This window comes from Chitiniphilus shinanonensis DSM 23277, assembly GCF_000374805.1.
Taxonomy (GTDB): Bacteria; Pseudomonadota; Gammaproteobacteria; order Burkholderiales; family Chitinibacteraceae; genus Chitiniphilus; species Chitiniphilus shinanonensis.
Genome location: NZ_KB895338.1, coordinates 1 through 18,239, shown reverse-complemented (window position 1 = coordinate 18,239; position 18,239 = coordinate 1). Strand labels below are relative to the sequence as shown.

Here is an 18,239-nt window from a genome sequence, read left to right as displayed (position 1 = left end):
GGTTTTGTTTTTGCAGCACGGCGGATTGCGCTTCGCCCAAAGGCGGCCCGCCTGCGCGATGCGTCAGGCCGCCAACCCGGTGAACGGGAAATCCACCTCGGGCCGCCGGCCGCCGATGATGTCGGCGATCGCCAACCCCGAACCGCACGCCTCGGTCCAGCCCAGCGTGCCGTGGCCGGTGTTCAGGTAGAGATTGGCGTAACGCGTCGCGCCGATATAAGGCAGGTTGCTCGGCGTCGCCGGCCGCAGGCCGCACCAGAATTCGGCGGCATCGTAATCCGCGCCGTCCGGGAAGATCTCACGGGTGCGCGCGACCAACGCCTCGCAGCGGATGCGGTTCAACGACAGGTCGTAGCCATTGAACTCCGCCGTCCCTGCCACGCGCAACCGGTCGCCCAGGCGTGAGAACACCAGTTTGTAGCCATCGTCGGTAAGACTGACCGTCGGCCCCTGCTGACCAGGACGCACCGGAATGGTCGCCGAGTAGCCCTTGGCGGGGTAAAGGTTGAGGCGGATTCCCAGCGGTGCCAGGTGCAACGGGCTGTAGCTGCCCAGGCAGACCACGAAGGCATCGGCCGCCAGCAGCTCCGGGCCTTCCGGCGTCACCAGGCGCACGCCGGCAATGCGATCGCCCTCGCGCACGAAATGGTCGATCACACAGTCGTAGCGGAACGTCACCCCCAGCGCCGTCGCATGCTGCGCCAGCTGGTCGGTGAACTTGCGCGCGTCGCCCGATTCGTCCGACGGCGTATAGGTACCACCGACGATGGGACGTCGCGACGCCGCCAGCGCGGGCTCGATGGCGAGGCACTCGTGCGCCTGCTTGACCTGGCGGTCCAGCCCCACTTCGCGCATGGCCGCCGCAGCAGGAATCGCCGCTTCGAATTCGGCGAGCTCGGTGTAGTAATGCAGGATGCCCTCGGTGCGCGCGTCGTATTGCAGCCCCAGCTCGGAACGCAAGTCTTGCAGGATGCCGCGACTGTACAGACCCAGGCGGACCAGGTTCTGCAGGTTGGCGCGGGCGCGGGCCGGCGGGCACTCGCGCAGGAAGCCCAGCCCCCAGCGCCACAGCGCCGGATCGGCGCGCAGACGAAACAGCAGCGGCGCATCCTCCTCGCCCAACCATTGCAGCGCCTTCCACGGCGCCTTCGGGTTGGCCCACGGCTCGGCATGACATACCGAGATCTGTCCGCCGTTGGCGTAGCTGGTCTCGCGCGCCACTTCCGGCGCACGCTCGATCACCGTCACCTCGTGGCCGGCGCGCGCCAGGAACCAAGCCGACGTCACCCCGATGACCCCGGCACCCAGTACCGCTATCCGCATCTGCCTCTCCTATCGTCGATCCAGGCCCCGGATTATGCCGCGTCGGCCGGCCCCCGGGCCTGCGCACCATCAAGCAGAATGCGTCGCCACTCCGAAAGCATGGGCGTCAGTGATTCCCCTCGTTTATCGCCGATACTTCGGCCACACTACAGAACAAACGGCCGGCTACCGCCCGGAAATCGGCACGCGTCATCGCCGATGGGTCAGAATTGCCTGCGCCTGGTCAGACAACGGCATTCCCAACCGCCACGACCATCGATCCCGCCGAGGCGTGCAACACGCGGCGGTACCAGATGGAGACAACCGGACACGGCGCACCCGGGCGCGCTCGTGTTTAGGACGAACAGGCCCTAGACTACGCGGCGCATCCCGCGAACGAGCCAACGATCGATGACCCTATCGCTGCGTACCGCCCTGATTCTCGCCATCCTGGCGGGCCTGCTCCTGCCCGCCAGCATCGCCGGCTACATGCGACTCGAATCCCAGCTGGGCGAAGCGCGTGAGCAGATGGCGCGCGACCACGGGCGGCTGGCCGACATCCTGATGCTGGGCATGCAGGAACCGCTGTGGAACCTGTCGCCCGAATCGGGCCGTCCCCTGCTCGATTCGGTGATGAGCGACGAGCGCGTGGTGCGTGTGGTGATCAGCGACAACACGCTGGGCACCTTCCTCAGCGCCAACCGACCGGAGCGGCGCCAGGGCCAGCTCTATTCATTGAACCGCGTGGTGACCAAGCAAGGCGCGCAGATCGGCAAGGTGACGGTCGAGTTCGACGATGGCCGGGCCATCGCCATGATCCGCAACGAACAGCGCCAGACTATCGCGTCGGTGCTGGTGCAGCTGGCCTTCAGCCTGGGCCTGATCCTGTTCCTGATCCACTCGCGCGTGCTCAAGCCGCTCAATGCGCTGACCAATCAGGCCAAGCGCCTGGCCGGCCAGCAACTCGACCAGCCCTTCATCTGGCACCGCGAGGACGAACTGGGACAGCTGGGGCATGGCCTCGAAGCCACCCGACAATCGCTCAAGGCGATGTTCGACACCCTGGAACAGAAGAACCTGCAACTGGAAGCGGATCTGATCAGCCGCCGGCATATCGAATCCGCCCTGCGCGCCAGCCAGGGACGTTTCCAGCGGCTGGTGGAATCGACCCGCGTCATCCCGTGGGATGCCAACCCCGAGGAATGGCGCTTCGTCTACGTCGGGCCGCAGGCGGAGCAACTGCTCGGCTACCCGCAATCGGTCTGGTACCACGAGAACTTCCTTTCCACCTACCTGCACCCCAACGACCGCCACCTCGCCTACCAGTTGTTCACCGAAGTGCGCGGCGACGCGCCCACCGAATTCGAGTGCCGCCTGCTCGCCAAGGACCAGCGCACGGTCTGGGTACTGCTGATCGCCGAGCACCGGCACGGCGCCGACGGCCACCACCTGCAAGGCTTCCTGATCGACATCTCCGCCCGCAAGGAAGCCGAGATCGAACTGGAGAAATACCGCAACCACTTGGAGGAAGGCATCGAGTTGAGCACCCGCGCACTGGCCGCGGCCAACCACGAGCTGGAAACCTTCGCCCAATCGGTGTCGCACGACCTGCGCTCGCCGTTGCGGACCATCGAGGGCTATATCGAGGTGCTGTTGGAAGACTACGGCGACAAGCTGGACGAGCGCGCACGCAACTACGTGATGCGCATGCGCAGCACCATGCGCCACATGGGTGTGCTGGTGGATGACCTGCTCACCCTGTCGCGGCTGTCCCGCTCCGAGATCCGCCGGCAGCCGGTGGACCTGGCGACCATCGCCGAGGAGATCGTCGAGGAGCTGCGCGCACTGCAACCGGATCGCCATGTGGCGGTCAGGCTGCCCGACTGCCTGATGGCCAGCGCCGACCCCAAGCTGATCCGCATCGTGCTGTACAACCTGCTCGACAACGCCTGGAAGTTCACCAACCACGCGGTCGAACCGACCATCGCGCTGGAAGTGCACGAAGCCAATGGCCAGCAGGTCTACCAGATCAGCGACAACGGCATCGGCTTCGACATGGCCCAGGTGATCCGGCTGTTCCTGCCGTTCCAGCGCCTGCAACCGCCCGGCGAGTACGAGGGCAACGGCATCGGCCTCGCCATCGCCCAGGCCATCGTCCAGCGTCACGGCGGACGCATCTGGGCCAAGGGCGTGCCCGGCGACGGCGCTACTTTCTATTTCACCCTGCCCGAGGGACGCGACATCCCCGGCGGCTGACGCCCCCGGCGTCACGCAACCGCCGCTTTTCTTTTACAGAACATTCGTTCTATAATCGCCGCAACCACACGTTGGCCCCAGGGCCGAATTTCCACTCACACGGGCAGGTGTCATGGACGACAACAAGAGCAAGGCGCTGGCTGCGGCGCTGGCACAGATCGAACGCCAATTCGGCAAGGGCGCCATCATGAAGATGGGCGAGAACCAGATCGAGAACGACCTGCAGGTGGTTTCCACCGGCTCGCTCGGCCTGGACCTGGGCCTGGGCGTGGGCGGCCTGCCGCGCGGCCGCATCGTCGAAATCTTCGGCCCGGAATCGTCGGGCAAGACCACATTGTGTCTGCACGTGGTCGCCGAAATCCAGAAGGCCGGTGGTGTCGCCGCCTATATCGACGCGGAAAACGCGCTCGATCCGGTCTATGCCCAGCGCCTGGGCGTGAACGTCTCCGACATGCTGATCTCGCAGCCGGACACCGGCGAACAGGCTCTGGAGATCTGCGACATGCTGGTGCGCTCCGGCGGCGTGGACATCATCGTCATCGACTCGGTGGCCGCGCTGACGCCCAAGGCCGAAATCGAAGGCGAGATGGGCGACCAGTTGCCCGGCCTGCAAGCCCGCCTGATGAGCCAGGCGCTGCGCAAGCTCACCGCCAACATCAAGCGCACCAACACCCTGGTCATCTTCATCAACCAGCTGCGGATGAAGATCGGCGTGATGATGCCCGGCCAGAGCCCGGAAACCACCACCGGCGGCAACGCGCTCAAGTTCTACGCCTCGGTGCGCCTGGACATCCGCCGTATCGGCGCGGTGAAGAAGGGCGACGAGATCATCGGCAACCAGACCAAGGTGAAGATCGCCAAGAACAAAGTGGCGCCGCCGTTCCGCGTGGTCACCTTCGACATCCTCTACGGCGAAGGCATCAGCCGTGAAGGCGAGATCATCGATCACGGCGTCACGCACAAGATCGTCGAGAAATCCGGCGCCTGGTACAGCTACAACGGCAACAAGATCGGCCAGGGCCTGGAGAATGCCCGCCAGTTCCTCAAGGACAACGCCGAACTGGCCGACGAAATCGTGCAGAAGGTGCGCGCCAAGATCGGCATCGCCGAAGTGCCGATCGAGTCGGGCGGTTCGCTGGCCGACGAGGCCGACGCAGTCGCCGCCGACTGAACGAACGACCCCGCGTAACAAGGCGAGCCCCGGCTCGCCTTGTTCGTTTGCCCTCCCCGCTTTCAGGATCACCCTTTTGCCCAACCCGCCACCCAGCCTTCGCCAGCGCGCCCTGGCCCTGCTCGCCCGCCGCGAGCACTCGCGTCTGGAGTTGCAGCGCAAGCTCAAACCGCACGCCGAGGAAGACATGGAGTTGGACCAACTGCTGGACGACTTCGAACAGCGCGGCTGGCTGTCCGATGCGCGCTTCGCCGAAAGCTGGGCGCACAGTCGGGCCGCCCGCTACGGCGGGGCGCGCCTCAAGGCCGAATTGCGCACCAAGGGTGTCGCGGCCGACGCCATCGATGCCGCGCTCGACCCTTTGCAGGGCAGCGAAACCGAGCGCGCGCGCGAGGTCTGGCGCCGCAAGTTCGGCACACCACCCGCCGACGCCCGCGAGCGCGCACGCCAATTGCGCTTTCTGGCGGCACGCGGCTTCTCGATGGAAGCCATCTATACCGTGGTCGGCGGCGACATGGACGAGACCTAGACCAGATCGCCACCCGGTACTGGATACGCGGCGCAGCGGCCCGACCAAACCCACGCCGACCGACCAGATTCCCGACAGAATCGTTTGAAATAACCCCGCCACGCTTCCTTACAAAAATTGGCATTCCCATTCCGAAACGGCTATCAAGAGTGAAGCCCTCTATGCCGGAGTTGTCGTGTCTTTTTCCTTATTTCCTGCGGCATTCCCTCATCCGGTAGCCCTCTCCCCGGACCGCCATGGACGCTAGAGTCGACCCCATGGATGCCAATGCCCAGTTCAGCGCCTACGAGTCCCCCCTGACCTTCGCCGGGGAAGAAGCCGATGGCAGCGAGGAAGTCGTTCCCGAGCGCTGGCGCATCCTGGTGGTCGACGACGAGCCGGACGTCCACCTCGCCACCTCCTTCGCGCTGAAGGACGAGGTCATCCTCGACCGGCCGCTGGAATTGCTGCACGCCTACAGCGGCGACGACGCACTGCAGATGCTGTCGCGCGAGCCGGACATCGCCGTGGTGCTGCTCGACGTGGTGATGAATGGCGCCGAGGACGGCCTGGCCGTCGCGCGCGCCATCCGCCAGCAGTTGAACCTGAAAGAACTACGCATCGTGCTGCGTACCGGCCACCCCGGCTACGCGCCCGAGTATTCGGTGATCCGCGACTACGGCATCAACGACTACAAGACCAAGTCGGAACTGACGCAGATCCGCCTCCAGACCACGCTGACCACCGCCATCCGCTCGTATCAACAGCTCAAGGCCGTCAACGCCAGCCGGCGGGGCCTGGAGATGATCATCGAGGCATCCGCCTCGCTGTTCGAGCGTCGCACCCAGGAAAGCTTCGCGGCCGGTGCGCTGGCGCACCTGATCGCCCTGCTCGGGCTGCCGCAACATGGGCTGATCTGCATCCACCAACCCAGCACGCCCGGAGCGCGTCCGCCGCACGCCTGGCTGATCGTCAGCGCCGCCGGCAAGCTCCAATCGCTGGTCGGACAACCACTCGGCTCCCTGCAGGATCCGCTGGTGCTCAATGCCATCGGCCATGCCATCCGCTCGCGCAGCCCGCTCTACACCCCGGATTTCGCCGTCCTCTACCTGAACCGGCCGCACGACCAGGAAGCCGCCATCTACCTTTGCACCCAGCGCCCGCTGGCCAAGGACGAACGCCAGCTGCTGGAAGTGTTCTGCACCAACATCGCCATCGGCTTCGAGAACGTGGCGCTGTTCCGCCAGTTGCAGGATCTGGCCTATATCGATCCGCTCACCTACCTGCCCAACCGTACCCATTTCGTCGCGCGGCTCGATCAATTGCTCAAGGCGCCATCGCAGGACGACGTGGTCGTACTGCTGGATATCGAGCAGTTCTCGCAGATCAACGACGCGCTCGGCCACCTGATCGGCGATCAGCTGCTGCAAAGCGTGGCGCAGCGGTTGCGGCCGCTGGTGCCGCCCGCCACCACGCTGGCGCGCCTGGGGGTGGATCTCTTCGGCGTGGTCGGCCCCTATACGGCGGAGCACTTCGCGCCGCTGTTCGAAGCGTTCGACCGTCCGTTCGCCGTGGCGTCGCACCGGCTGCGAGTGCAGATCGCCGCCGCCGCGGCCCGCCTGACCGATACCGAGCCCACCGGCATCGGCTGCCTCAAGGACGTGACCATCGCCCTCAACCAGGCCAAGCGCGCCGACAAGGATCGAGGCGAGCTGACCTGGTACTCCCCCGCCATGAGCCGCGCCTCGCGCCGGCGGCTCGATCTGCTGCACGACCTGGAAAGCGCCATCCGCCAGGGCCAGCTCACCGTGTATTACCAGCCGCAGATCGCCCTCGACAGCGGCGAGATCGTCGGCGTGGAAGCGCTGGCGCGCTGGCCACAGCCCGACGGCAGCTTCATCCCGCCCGATCGCTTCATCCCGCTGGCGGAACAGTCCGGCCTGATCCTCGACCTGGGCAACTGGCTGGTGGAACAGGTGTGTTCGCAGTTGGCCGAATGGCGCGCACTGGGCCTGGGCGCGCTGCGCATGGCGATCAACGTCTCGATGGTGCAGTTCAACCACGAAGGCTTGATCGACCTGCTGGCCGAAGCGCTGGCGCGGCACCAGCTTGCGCCGTCGCTGATCGAGGTCGAGATCACCGAAAGCGTCGCCATGGCGCGACCGGAGGACGTGATGGCCAAGATCGCGCGGCTGAAGTCGCTGGGCCTCTCGGTGGCCATCGATGACTTCGGCACCGGCTTCTCCTCGCTGGCCTACTTGCAAAAGCTGCACGCCGACCGCCTGAAGATCGACCGCGCCTTCATCCGCGACATGGGACTTTCCGAGAACCCCTACAGCATCGCCGAGATGGTCATCAACCTGGGACACAAGCTCGGCATCAAGGTGCTTGCCGAAGGGGTCGAATCCCCGGCCCAGGCCACGCTGCTGCGCAGCCTGGGTTGCGACGAAGCGCAGGGCTTTTTGTTCGCCAAACCCGCGCCACCCGCGCCGCTGACCCACTGGTTCCAGGAAACCGGGCTCAAAGTCGCGGTATAACGCCGGTTTCCTTGACGAAATCGATAAAGGCGCGCGACTTGGCCGGCAGATGCCGACTGGCCGGATAGACCGCGTAGATGCCGCCGCGCGGCAGTTCCCATTGCGGCAGCAGCCGCACCAGCCGTCCCGCCTGCACATCCTCGTGCGCCATGTAGTCCGGCAACACGCTCACCCCGGCATCGCTCAGCAGCAGCGCCCGCAGCACTTGCGGCGAATTGACCCGCAACGGCGCACGCATCCGCACCGGCACCGCCGCGCCCTCCCGCTCGAACTGCCAGTGCAGCGGTGCACTCAACAGATTCAGCGCAATCCAGCGGTGCGCCGACAACTCCTCCGGCCGGGCGATGGCTCCAGCCCGTGCCAGATAGGCGGGGCTCGCCAGCAGCCATTGGCCGAAACTGCCCAACTGTACCGCGCGCAACGTGGAATCGCGCAGCCAGCCCTGGCGGATGGCCACGTCGATGCGCGCCTCCACCAGATCGACCACTTCGTTGCTGGCGATCAGTTCGATCTGCAACGTCGGATGGCGGGTGGCGAAGGCGGCGATCAGCGGCGCGACCACGCTGGCGGCGTAGTCCACCGACGCGGTGACCCGCAAGGTGCCTTGTGGCACGGCATGATCCTGCGCGGCGTGCTCCAGCACGGTCTCGGCCTGGCGCAGCAGCGGCACGCATTCGCCGTAGAACGCCTCGCCCGCCTCGGTCAGCGTGACCCGGCGCGTGGTACGCGTCAGCAGCGTCACACCGAGGTCGCGTTCCAGGCGCGCCACCTGTTGGCTCACGGCGGCCTTGGCCAGGCCCAGCCGCTCCGCCGCGGCGGTGAAGCCGCCGGCGTCGACCACGGCGACGAACAGCGCCAGGCGGGTCAGGTCGATGCGTCCCAGGTCGTGCATGGCCGTTATCGTTCAGGTTTGATGAACAGTGAATTCTGGTTGATCCAATTTATCGAATCAATCATCGGGCGCAAGATCACTCTCGTTCACCCACCCGGAGACATTCCATGAAGATCGCCCTGATCGGCGCCACCGGCTTCATCGGCGCCAAACTGTTGCAGGAAGCGCTGAGCCGCGGCCACCAGGTAACCGCCCTGGTTCAGCACATCGATAAGCTGCCGCAGCACGCCCAACTCACCCCCGTCGCCATCGACGTGCAGGACACCGCGGTGCTGGCCGCCCGACTGACAGGGCACGATGCGGTGCTCAGCGCCTTCAGCGGCCACGCCCAGGCCAATGGCTTCGACTACTACCTGGCCGGGATCAAGTCCATCATCGCGGCGACCAAGGCCGCCGGCGTGGCGCGGTTGCTGGTGGTCGGCGGCGCGGGCAGCCTGGAAGTGGCGCCCGGCGTACAGTTGCTCGACACCCCCGAGTTTCCCGAGCAATGGAAGGCATCCGCCGAGGGCGCGCGCCAGGCGCTGAACCTGCTGCGCCAGGAGCCATCGCTGGCCTGGACCATGCTCAGCCCCGCCGCCATGATCGCACCGGGCCAACGTACCGGCCAGTTCCGCCTGGGTGGCGACCAGTTGCTGGTCGATGCCGACGGCAACAGCACTATCTCGGTGGAGGATTACGCCGTGGCGCTGCTCGACGAACTGGAGCAACCCCGACACGTCGGCGCGCGCTTCACTGTCGCCTATTGAGCGGCAGTCTCATCGTCCGCCATCCAGCCGTCCCAGGGTGGCGGATCGCCCCACGCCTCGGCGAGGAAATCGATCATGCTTCGCACCTTGGCGGTGACGTGGCGCCGGCTGGGATACACCGCCCAGGCGAACAGATCCGGTTCGCCGAAGCGTTCCAGCAGGCGAACCAGTCGGCCTTGTCGCAGGTCGTCGCCGATCAGGAAGGTGGGCTGGCGGATGATGCCCTCGCCAGCCCGGGCCGCGGCGCACAGCACATCGCCGTTGTTGGCGCGCAGATTGCCTTTCACCCGCACCTTGTCCGCCCCGTCCGCGCCAAACGGCCAATCGTCGCCGGTGGCGGCATAGCTGTAGAGCAGGCAGTTGTGCCCTGCCAGCGCCTGCGGCTCGGCCGGCACGCCATGACGCGCCAGGTAATCGGGCGACGCGGTGATCGGCACCCGGATGCGGCACAGGCGCCGCGCCACCAGGTTGTCGCCCAGGCGCGGGGCAATGCGCACCGCCAGATCGAAGCCTTCCTCGACCAGATCCACCGTGCGGTCGGCCAGCTCCAGATTGAGCGTCACCTCCGGGTAGCGCTGCCGGTAATGCGGCAGCAATGGCGACAGATGCAGGATGCCGAGCGAAACCGGCGCCGCGATGCGCAACGTACCCTGCGGTCGCTGCGTTTCGCTGGACAGCGCGGCCTCCGCCTCGGCCACGTCCGTCAGGATCTGCACGCAGCGCGCGTAGTAATCCTGGCCGGCCTCGGTCAGGCTCAGCTTGCGGGTGGTACGGTTCAACAGGCGCGCGCCCAGGTGGTTTTCCAGGTCGGCCACCAGGCGCGACGCGGCGGTGGTGGAGATATCCAGCCGTTCCGCCGCGCGCACGAAGCTGCCCGTCTCGACCACCCGTGCGAAGACGGTCATGCCAGCCAGTCGATCCACATCATCCTCCAAACAGGAACAATGCCAGTCACGCGGCATTGTTTATGCTGAACAGTAGCGGTTACACCGCGCCTGCGCGACCCTCCCATATCCCATCAGCCCAAGGAACCCCGCGATGCCCTCTTCCGTCCGTGTCCTCGCCTTCTGCGGCAGCCTGCGCCAAGGCTCGTACAACGCCGCCGCGCTGGAGGCCGCCATCGAGCTGGCGCCCGCCGGCATGACCATCGAACGCGCCGAGATCGGCGATTTTCCGCTGTTCAACCAGGATGTGCAGGCCGCGGGGTTTCCGCCGGCGGTGGAGCGCGTCGCGGCCCAGGTGCGCGCCGCCGACGCGGTGTTGATCGCCACACCGGAGTACAACTACTCGGTGCCCGGCGTGTTGAAGAATGCGCTGGACTGGCTGTCGCGCCTGCCCGACGCACCGCTCGGCGGCAAGCCCGCCGCCATCTTCGGCGCCAGCCCCGGCGTGATCGGCACCGCCCGCGCCCAGTACCACCTGCGCCAGATCGGCGTCTCGCTCAACCTGCGGCTGCTCAACAAGCCAGAAGTGATGATCGGCCAGGCGGGACAGCGGTTTGAGAACGGTCGGCTGACCGATGTCCCCACCCGCGAGCATCTGCAAAAGCTGCTGGTGGCCTTGGGCGATCTGGCTGCCGCCGGCTGACATGCACAGGGGCACCGCCCGACGTCGCGCCGGGCGGGCAATCAGTACGGATACAGATTATTTCCAATGCAATAGTCGCGATCTCAATGGCATGATCGAGCGCATGACTACCGCGTCCTCCCCCCTTCGTTCCTGGATTCCGCCCGGCTGGATGATCCTGCTGGGCATCCTCACCGCGATCGGCTCCGTGTCGATCGACATGTACCTGCCGGCCTTCCCCGCCATCCAGCACAGCCTGCACAGCGGCTCCGGCCAGGTGCAGCTCACGCTGACCGCCTTCTTCGTCGGCATGCTCAGCGGGCAATTGCTGTACGGCCCGCTGTCCGACCGCTTCGGCCGGCGCCCACCGCTGATCGGCGGGCTGGCGATCTACATCGTCGGTTCGATCGGCTGCATGCTGGCGCAAAGCATCGAAGCACTGATGTTCTGGCGGCTGATCCAGGCGCTGGGCGCGTGTTCGGGCATCGTGCTGGCGCGCGCCATCGTGCGCGACCGCTGCGATCCGCGCGAAGCCGCGCGCTCGTTCTCCACGCTGATGCTGATCATGGGCGTGTCGCCGATCCTGGCGCCGCTGCTGGGCGGCTACATCCTGCAAGTGTCGGACTGGCGCACCATCTTCGGCCTGAACATCCTGTTCGGCGTCGGCTGCCTGATCGCGGTGCTGACCGTGCTGCGCGAATCGCACCAGTCACGTCCCGACGCCTCGCTGCGCCTGGGCCCGGTGTTCGCCAGCTTCGCCACCGTGCTGCGCGACCGCGATTTCTCAGTCCACGCCATCGCCGGCGGCCTGGCGCAGGCCGGGCTGTATACCTACCTGGCCGGCTCGCCGTTCGTGCTGATCGAACTGTTCCACCTCAGCCCCAGCGCGTATGGCTGGGTGTTCTGCGTCAACTCGGTGGGCCTGATCGTCGCCAGCCAGATCAATTCGGCCCTGCTCAAGGGCAGCGACATCCACACCATGCTGCGTTACGGCATGCTCGGCGTGGTCGGCGGCGCGGCCGTGTTGATCGTCGCCGGCCTGAGCGGCATGGCCACGCTGGCGCTGCTGTTGTCGGGCATCTTCGTCTTCATGACCAGCCTGGGTTTCGTCAACCCGAACGCCGCCGCGGCATCGCTGGCCAACCATCCGGAACGCGCCGGCACCGCCTCGGCGCTGATGGGCACCCTGCAATACGGGCTGGCCACGGTGGCCACCTTCGCCATGGGTATGGTGCACGACGGCACCGCGCGCCCCTTCGCCTTTGCCATGGCCGGCTGCGGCCTGGCCGCGTGGCTGGTGCTGAAGCTGTTCGGCCTTCGCCGCGAAGCGCCGCTGGAAGTGGCGCACGCCCGGCCCTGAGCCGCCGGCACTCGTTGCCACCCTCGACGCCCCGGCCCGCACAGGACCGGGGCGTCGTGTTTGCGGCGACCCCGCCCGGGGCGCGCTATCCCACCCAGATGGCTTTCCTTTAGAATCGCAGGTTTGCACATCTTGCACATCCTCGCCGAGCGACCATGAAATCCGCCGAGATCCGCCAGAAATTCCTCGACTTCTTTGCCTCGAAGGGCCACCAGATCGTGGCGTCGAGCAGCCTGATTCCCGCCAACGATCCGACGCTGCTGTTCACCAACGCCGGGATGAACCAGTTCAAGGACGTGTTCCTCGGCTTCGACAAGCGCCCTTACACCCGCGCCACCACCAGCCAGAAATGCGTGCGCGCCGGCGGCAAGCACAACGATCTGGAGAACGTCGGCTACACCGCGCGCCACCACACGTTCTTCGAGATGCTGGGCAACTTCAGCTTCGGCGACTACTTCAAGGAAGACGCGATCAAGTACGCCTGGGAGTTCCTGACCAGCCCGCAATGGCTGGGGCTGCCCAAGGAAAAGCTGATGGTCACCGTCTACGCCACCGACGACGAAGCCTATGACCTGTGGCACAAGCAGATCGGCGTGCCGGCGGAAAAGATCGTGCGCATCGGCGACAACAAGGGCGCGCCCTACGCCAGCGACAACTTCTGGACCATGGGCGACACCGGCCCGTGCGGCCCGTGTACCGAGATCTTCTACGACCACGGCGCACACATCTGGGGCGGCCCTCCCGGATCGCCCGAGGAAGACGGCGACCGCTTCATCGAGATCTGGAACAACGTGTTCATGCAGTTCAACCGGGACGAATCCGGCACGCTGCACCCGCTGCCCAAGCCCAGCGTCGACACCGGCATGGGGCTGGAGCGCATCTCCGCCGTGCTGCAACACGTGCACGCCAACTACGAGATCGACCTGTTCGTGGCGCTGCTCAAGGCCGCGGCCAAGGAAACCGGCGTGCCGTACAACCAGGACACCCCGTCGCTGAAGGTGATCGCCGATCACATCCGCGCCTGCTCGTTCCTGATCGCCGACGGCGTGATGCCGGCCAACGACGGCCGCGGCTACGTGCTGCGCCGGATCATCCGCCGCGCCATCCGCCACGGCTACAAGCTGGGCCAGAAGGGCCTGTTCTTCCACAAGCTGGTCGGCGCGCTGGCCGCCGAGATGGGCGACGCCTATCCCGAGCTGCGCATCCGCCAGGCCGTGATCGAGGACGCGCTGCGCCAGGAAGAGGAAATCTTCAGCCGCACGCTGGAAAACGGCATGGCGCTGCTGGACGAAGCGCTGGCCGGCGGCAAGACCGTGCTCGACGGCGCCACCGCGTTCAAGCTGTCCGACACCTTCGGCTTTCCCATCGACCTGACCGCCGACGTCTGCCGCGAGCGCGAGGTCAGCGTGGACATGGAAGGCTACGAGCGGGCGCTGGACGCCCAGCGCAAGCAATCCAAGGCCGCCGGCACCTTCAAGATGGCCGCCGGCCTGGCCTACGAAGGCGACGCCTCGTGCTTCCACGGCTACACCGAATCGAGCCACGACGCCAAGGTGGTCGCGCTGTACAAGGGCAACGAGCAGGTGACGCAACTGAACGCCGGCGATGATGGCGTGGTGGTACTGGACCACACCCCGTTCTACGCCGAATCCGGCGGTCAGGTGGGCGACGTGGGCGAGATCTCCGCGGTGGGCGGCGTCAACGCGCTGTTCGACGTGACCGACACCCAGAAGGTGAAGGCCGACGTGTTCGGCCACCAGGGCAAGCTGGCACGCGGTACGCTCAAGGTGGGCGATGCCGTGACCGCCACCATCGATCTGCACCGCCGCCGCGCCACCCAGCGCAACCACAGCGCCACCCACCTGCTGCACTCCGCGCTGCGCGAAGTGCTGGGCGCGCACGTCGAGCAGAAGGGCTCGCTGGTCACACCGGAACGCACCCGTTTCGACTTCAGCCACCCCAAGGCGGTGACCGCCGAGGAGCTGGCGCGCATCGAATCGCTGGTCAACCACGCCATCATGCACAACCACCCGGTGGACGTGGCGCACATGAGCTACGACGACGCCATCAAGGCCGGCGCCATGGCGCTGTTCGGCGAGAAGTACGGCGATGAAGTACGCGTGCTGAAGATGGGCGACTTCTCCACCGAACTGTGCGGCGGCACCCACGTCGGCCGCACCGGCGACATCGGCTTCTTCAAGATCGTGGCCGAAGGCGGCGTCGCCGCTGGCATTCGCCGCATCGAAGCCGTCACCGGCGAAGGCGCGCTGGCCACGGTGCAGAGCACCGAAGCCGAACTGAAGGCCGCCGCCGCCCTCGCCCAGGCACAGCCGGGTGAACTGCTGGCCAAGCTGGAAAAGATCCAGGACAACGCCCGCGCGCTGGAAAAGGAACTCGCCAAGCTCAAGGGCCAGCTGGCCGCCAGCAAGGGCGACGAACTCGCCGACAGCGCCGCCGACGTCAAGGGCATCAAGGTGCTGGCCGCCGAATTGCCCGGCGCCGACAACACCGCCCTGCGCGAAACGATGGACAAGCTCAAGGACAAGTTGGGCAGCGCCGCCATCGTGCTGGCCGCGGTCAACGACGGCAAGGTGGCGCTGGTGGCCGGCGTCACCGCCGACCTCACCGCCAAGGTCAAGGCCGGAGAACTGGTCAACTTCGTGGCGCAACAGGTCGGCGGCAAGGGCGGTGGCCGTCCCGACATGGCCCAGGCCGGCGGCACCCAGCCCGAACACCTGGCCGACGCGCTGGCCGGTGTGGCCGACTGGGTCGGCGCCAAGCTGTAACGCACCGCGCTTCACACCACGGCTGGCCCTGTGCCAGCCGTTTTTCATGGAATCCGAAGATGACCGACCGTCCCGACTTTCAGCTCGGCCGCTATCGCCACTACAAGGGCAACGACTACGACGCCATCGATCTGGTGCGCCACAGCGAGACCTGCGAGTGGCTGGTGCTGTACCGCGCGCTTTACGGCGACTTCGGCCTGTGGGTACGTCCGCTGGCCATGTTCGTCGAGACGGTGGTGATCGACGGCGAGCCACGCCCGCGCTTCGCGCGGATCGAACCAAACCAGGCCGCGGACGCGTCGACGCACTAGCCAAGCATCCCCGAAACCCTTAGAATCCGGGGCTTCTGCGGGCGTCGTATAATGGTAATACCCTAGCTTCCCAAGCTAGAGCCGTGGGTTCGATTCCCATCGCCCGCTCCAGAACAAAGCAGCGCCCAGCCCGGCAAACGGACTGGGCGCTTTCTTTTGGGTCTTAGGAAACAAAGAGAGCCACAGGGGGCTCAGCACAGCGAGCAGGACCAGATAAAGGTTCTTGTGGCGATGATTGAACCGGAACTCGCGCTCCTTCAGTTGTCAGTAAAACGTTCCAGCCGAGACTCCGTTGAACTTGGCCAGTCGCCGTTTGGCATAGCGCCAGAAGGACTCGATGCCGTTGATGTGATTGCCCCCGCTCAAGCAGATGAGGTAACGAGGACAGGGCCCGCCACCGTCACGATCAGCGACTCACCAAAGCCAGTTTAATATCTGGTTTCGGCATTCAACAAAAAGTCCGCATCAAACGATACATCATTTATTTCTAATTCTTGCTGAGCGGCTCATTACTTTGATTGAATTTTTCAAATATCTTCATTAAACGAGGCCTATGTACATGAAGTCCCGCCAAAGCAGACTCAATCGCCTCCCCCATCACTGGACTAGCGCTATCAAGTTGATCGATTCTCACCAATTTCACGATAGAATCTTCTGCCTCTTTGGCTTTCATCTCCGACTTTTTATATTCGTCAGACGCTTCATCCACTAATTTCAATCTTTCCGAAGTCTGTTGCATTTCACCAAGCAAACGATCTTGCAGCAACTGCGTTTTACGACTCAAAATTCCTTCTTGCGGCAAGCCTGCCTTGGCGCCCACCAAATCACATTTATCTAGCATGTGCCTACGATAAATTGAATTAATTTCCTTCACCTGATCATCGCACAGTTCGGCGCTCAACCCAACAGCAATATCCGAAGTAACCCGCGCAACCAATTTTGACATCCCCGCGTCGAACGCCTCAGCAATATCATCAAAGAGCAGTTGATATGCCTCCTCCCAATATGGATTACCCTCCCTCCATTCGGGGCTCTCAACTGCCTTCGACAAAGCCACCCTCAGCACATGATCTGCCGAGGCATGCACTACCAGCTTTCTGGCTTGTACTTGAAGCGGCCCATTAAAGTAAGCCGAAACTAATTTCTCACAATTGGCGGAAACATCAGCCAGCACAGGCATCGTGGTGATAAATATAACCAAACCTGCCACTATATATTTCTTCATATAACCCCTTCTCCTGAAGAAATCAGGAAGATGATCCTCGTGCCTTGATGAATTTACACTCATCTTATCGGGTTACCAAAACAACCCCAACCATCTCGCACCAGCGGCCGTTAGCGGCCATGCAACAGGGCATCTTGATTCCCAACGCGGAACGCCGTCTCTGAATTGGCAACCGGCTTCAATCGGCCTCGCCCCACCTCTCCTCAGGACGGAAAACGCGCTCAGCTTGATCCAGCCCAACGGCGAAAGCTCCTCCCTAAGAACCTGCCGATGCCGCGCCTGAAAGGCATCGACAGGAGCTATGAATGCCCTTCCTCCGTTTGCCCGCCTCACTCCACTTTCGAAAGCGGCATCCTCAACAGCTGCCACGTCGGATTACCATATTCGTTGAGAACCTTTTTTTGCAGAGAAACAACACACTGCCTATTTCCATTAATCAATTCCGCCTCCACCAAGTATTCCTGCCCTTCCTCCGGAAAAAAAGAGCCTTGCACTTCACATGAATAAGTAGTGCTTCCCGCAAAACCAAATACAAATACCGAATACTCCCAAACAAATGTCAGCGATTGGTTGGCAGGAAAAAAAGCGCCACTGTTTCCGCGCCGTTTGAAACATTCAATTTTTGTGCGCCACCAGGACAATCATTCTTACAGACATAGGTAACCCGTGGTCTATTAACTTTAGAAAAAGTAACCTTCACGTCGTTTTGGTTTTTTTCATAAACGTAATTTGGATACGAAGCACAACCAGAAACCAAAGCAGAAAAAAAGGTCGCCCCAATAATTTTATTATTCACTGCCACACCAAAAAATAGAAAACGTTGGAATCAGGACGCTTCCGCCCTCTCTTTTACACCCCAGCACTAAAAAATCTAAAAAGTCTTCATCATACCAGCGATTTACTTAATTGCCCCCGCTCGCCTCGCCCCGAGAGGGATGGAGCCTAGAAACTCCTGTGGTACAGCAGTCATCCTGACTGACCCTCAGTTTTTGCCCGAAGCGCGTATAGAGTCCATAGTTAAAACCCGGTTCTGAGCAAACTGGCCCCGGGTCAGGTAATCGAGCGGGCTGTGTAGCCGCTCTGTGTTGTATTCGATTCTCCATGCTTCGATCAACTGTCGAGCATGCCGCATCGACACAAACTAGTGCTCATTCAAGCATCAGTCTCTAAACGAACTTGCCGTTAAAGCTTTCGATATAGGCATTCCCTACCGGCTCGCCGGGCCGGATGAACGACAGTGCTACACCAGCCTGATAGGCCCGGACATCCAGCGCTCATCCTGCAAATTCCGGGCCGTAGTACCTGCAGAATAGTGGTCAACCATCGTCAGGCTCCGCATCCTTCAGTTGCGACCTGAACAGATGGAGGATGCCGAGATGGTTGACCAGATCAATACTGCGCGCCCACAAACCTGGGTGGCAATCGATATAGCCAAGCAGTTTCATGCCGTCCTGATTGAAACACCGGATGGCAGGCTGCAACGTTTCAAGATGGCATCCTCGGCCTGCGAACATGACCGATTGGTCGCGTTGTTGTCATCCCTGCCAGCGCCTTGCCGCATTGCCTTCGAGCCCACCGG

At 64.0% G+C, this 18,239-nt stretch carries 16 protein-coding genes, 1 tRNA gene and 2 pseudogenes; 11 read left to right on the top strand and 8 right to left on the bottom strand.

What is annotated here, in order from left to right:
• Nucleotides 1–63: 63 nt before the first annotated feature.
• The gene (locus C556_RS0106160; RefSeq protein WP_018747362.1) at nt 64–1,323 is read right to left on the bottom strand and encodes a D-amino acid dehydrogenase; all 1,260 of its coding nucleotides are present in this window, start codon (nt 1,321–1,323) and stop codon (nt 64–66) included.
• A gap of 390 nt (nt 1,324–1,713) precedes the next feature.
• Here C556_RS0106160 and C556_RS21540 point away from each other — a divergent pair, with 390 nt between their 5' ends.
• The 4 genes from C556_RS21540 to C556_RS19580 all read left to right on the top strand — a co-directional run bounded on the left by C556_RS21540 (nt 1,714) and on the right by C556_RS19580 (nt 7,774).
• Nucleotides 1,714–3,558, top strand: a complete 1,845-nt coding sequence (locus C556_RS21540) for a sensor histidine kinase (RefSeq protein WP_018747361.1) — start codon at nt 1,714–1,716, stop codon at nt 3,556–3,558.
• A 112-nt stretch (nt 3,559–3,670) separates the two neighbouring features.
• Entirely contained in the window at nt 3,671–4,729 is a 1,059-nt protein-coding gene (gene recA / locus C556_RS0106150; protein ID WP_018747360.1) for a recombinase RecA, read from the top strand.
• 76 nt (nt 4,730–4,805) lie between these two features.
• Nucleotides 4,806–5,258, top strand: coding sequence for a recombination regulator RecX (gene recX, locus C556_RS0106145; protein WP_018747359.1), 453 nt, complete (start codon nt 4,806–4,808; stop codon nt 5,256–5,258).
• A 257-nt stretch (nt 5,259–5,515) separates the two neighbouring features.
• A complete protein-coding gene (locus C556_RS19580; RefSeq protein WP_018747358.1) occupies nt 5,516–7,774 on the top strand; it encodes a GGDEF/EAL domain-containing response regulator in 2,259 nt (752 codons plus the stop codon).
• Here the strand turns inward: C556_RS19580 and C556_RS0106135 are convergent.
• Nucleotides 7,758–8,666 (bottom strand): LysR family transcriptional regulator, encoded by a 909-nt coding sequence (locus C556_RS0106135; RefSeq protein ID WP_018747357.1) that lies wholly within the window; start codon nt 8,664–8,666, stop codon nt 7,758–7,760. The two genes, C556_RS19580 and C556_RS0106135, sit on opposite strands and share 17 nt — an antisense overlap.
• A gap of 107 nt (nt 8,667–8,773) precedes the next feature.
• Between C556_RS0106135 and C556_RS0106130 the strand changes: the two genes are divergently transcribed.
• Nucleotides 8,774–9,412 (top strand): NAD(P)-dependent oxidoreductase, encoded by a 639-nt coding sequence (locus C556_RS0106130; RefSeq protein ID WP_018747356.1) that lies wholly within the window; start codon nt 8,774–8,776, stop codon nt 9,410–9,412.
• Here C556_RS0106130 and C556_RS0106125 read toward each other — a convergent pair.
• The gene (locus tag C556_RS0106125; RefSeq protein ID WP_026262855.1) at nt 9,406–10,335 is read right to left on the bottom strand and encodes a LysR family transcriptional regulator; all 930 of its coding nucleotides are present in this window, start codon (nt 10,333–10,335) and stop codon (nt 9,406–9,408) included. The genes C556_RS0106130 and C556_RS0106125 overlap by 7 nt on opposite strands.
• A 115-nt stretch (nt 10,336–10,450) precedes the next feature.
• On the opposite strand from C556_RS0106125, the gene C556_RS0106120 reads away from it, so the two are divergent.
• The 5 genes from C556_RS0106120 to C556_RS0106100 all read left to right on the top strand — a co-directional run bounded on the left by C556_RS0106120 (nt 10,451) and on the right by C556_RS0106100 (nt 15,546).
• The gene (locus tag C556_RS0106120; RefSeq protein ID WP_018747354.1) at nt 10,451–10,999 is read left to right on the top strand and encodes an NADPH-dependent FMN reductase; all 549 of its coding nucleotides are present in this window, start codon (nt 10,451–10,453) and stop codon (nt 10,997–10,999) included.
• A 103-nt stretch (nt 11,000–11,102) separates the two neighbouring features.
• The gene (locus C556_RS0106115) at nt 11,103–12,338 is read left to right on the top strand and encodes a multidrug effflux MFS transporter (protein ID WP_040430647.1); all 1,236 of its coding nucleotides are present in this window, start codon (nt 11,103–11,105) and stop codon (nt 12,336–12,338) included.
• A gap of 155 nt (nt 12,339–12,493) precedes the next feature.
• Entirely contained in the window at nt 12,494–15,124 is a 2,631-nt protein-coding gene (gene alaS / locus C556_RS0106110; protein WP_018747352.1) for an alanine--tRNA ligase, read from the top strand.
• Nucleotides 15,125–15,183: 59 nt separating this feature from the next.
• The gene (locus C556_RS0106105; RefSeq protein WP_018747351.1) at nt 15,184–15,435 is read left to right on the top strand and encodes a DUF1653 domain-containing protein; all 252 of its coding nucleotides are present in this window, start codon (nt 15,184–15,186) and stop codon (nt 15,433–15,435) included.
• Between the two features lie 37 nt (nt 15,436–15,472).
• A tRNA-Gly gene (locus C556_RS0106100) sits at nt 15,473–15,546 on the top strand.
• Between the two features lie 81 nt (nt 15,547–15,627).
• Here C556_RS0106100 and C556_RS24260 read toward each other — a convergent pair.
• The 5 genes and pseudogenes from C556_RS24260 to C556_RS24250 all read right to left on the bottom strand — a co-directional run.
• A pseudogene (locus tag C556_RS24260) lies at nt 15,628–15,795 on the bottom strand (IS1595 family transposase); the annotation flags it as partial.
• Nucleotides 15,796–15,922: 127 nt separating this feature from the next.
• Entirely contained in the window at nt 15,923–16,660 is a 738-nt protein-coding gene (locus C556_RS0106095; protein WP_018747350.1) for a hypothetical protein, read from the bottom strand.
• 559 nt (nt 16,661–17,219) lie between these two features.
• The gene (locus C556_RS22820) at nt 17,220–17,456 is read right to left on the bottom strand and encodes a hypothetical protein (RefSeq protein ID WP_157235941.1); all 237 of its coding nucleotides are present in this window, start codon (nt 17,454–17,456) and stop codon (nt 17,220–17,222) included.
• A gap of 186 nt (nt 17,457–17,642) precedes the next feature.
• Nucleotides 17,643–17,792 (bottom strand): integrase core domain-containing protein, encoded by a 150-nt coding sequence (locus C556_RS24255; RefSeq protein ID WP_085951145.1) that lies wholly within the window; start codon nt 17,790–17,792, stop codon nt 17,643–17,645.
• A gap of 34 nt (nt 17,793–17,826) precedes the next feature.
• The gene (locus C556_RS24250; protein ID WP_373279182.1) at nt 17,827–17,898 is read right to left on the bottom strand and encodes an integrase core domain-containing protein; all 72 of its coding nucleotides are present in this window, start codon (nt 17,896–17,898) and stop codon (nt 17,827–17,829) included.
• A 138-nt stretch (nt 17,899–18,036) separates the two neighbouring features.
• On the opposite strand from C556_RS24250, the pseudogene C556_RS23410 reads away from it, so the two are divergent.
• Nucleotides 18,037–18,239: pseudogene (locus tag C556_RS23410) on the top strand (hypothetical protein); the annotation flags it as partial.

What these genes read in the sequence shown, in the direction of transcription:
- C556_RS0106160 (WP_018747362.1), bottom strand. Translation starts at nt 1,323, where the DNA reads ATGCGGATAGCGGTACTGGGTGCCGGGGTCATCGGGGTGACGTCGGCT.
- C556_RS21540 (WP_018747361.1), top strand. Translation starts at nt 1,714, where the DNA reads ATGACCCTATCGCTGCGTACCGCCCTGATTCTCGCCATCCTGGCGGGC.
- recA (WP_018747360.1), top strand. Translation starts at nt 3,671, where the DNA reads ATGGACGACAACAAGAGCAAGGCGCTGGCTGCGGCGCTGGCACAGATC.
- C556_RS19580 (WP_018747358.1), top strand. Translation starts at nt 5,516, where the DNA reads ATGGATGCCAATGCCCAGTTCAGCGCCTACGAGTCCCCCCTGACCTTC.
- C556_RS0106135 (WP_018747357.1), bottom strand. Translation starts at nt 8,666, where the DNA reads ATGCACGACCTGGGACGCATCGACCTGACCCGCCTGGCGCTGTTCGTC.
- C556_RS0106130 (WP_018747356.1), top strand. Translation starts at nt 8,774, where the DNA reads ATGAAGATCGCCCTGATCGGCGCCACCGGCTTCATCGGCGCCAAACTG.
- C556_RS0106120 (WP_018747354.1), top strand. Translation starts at nt 10,451, where the DNA reads ATGCCCTCTTCCGTCCGTGTCCTCGCCTTCTGCGGCAGCCTGCGCCAA.
- C556_RS0106115 (WP_040430647.1), top strand. Translation starts at nt 11,103, where the DNA reads ATGACTACCGCGTCCTCCCCCCTTCGTTCCTGGATTCCGCCCGGCTGG.
- alaS (WP_018747352.1), top strand. Translation starts at nt 12,494, where the DNA reads ATGAAATCCGCCGAGATCCGCCAGAAATTCCTCGACTTCTTTGCCTCG.
- C556_RS0106105 (WP_018747351.1), top strand. Translation starts at nt 15,184, where the DNA reads ATGACCGACCGTCCCGACTTTCAGCTCGGCCGCTATCGCCACTACAAG.
- C556_RS0106095 (WP_018747350.1), bottom strand. Translation starts at nt 16,660, where the DNA reads ATGAAGAAATATATAGTGGCAGGTTTGGTTATATTTATCACCACGATG.
- C556_RS24255 (WP_085951145.1), bottom strand. Translation starts at nt 17,792, where the DNA reads ATGCGGCATGCTCGACAGTTGATCGAAGCATGGAGAATCGAATACAAC.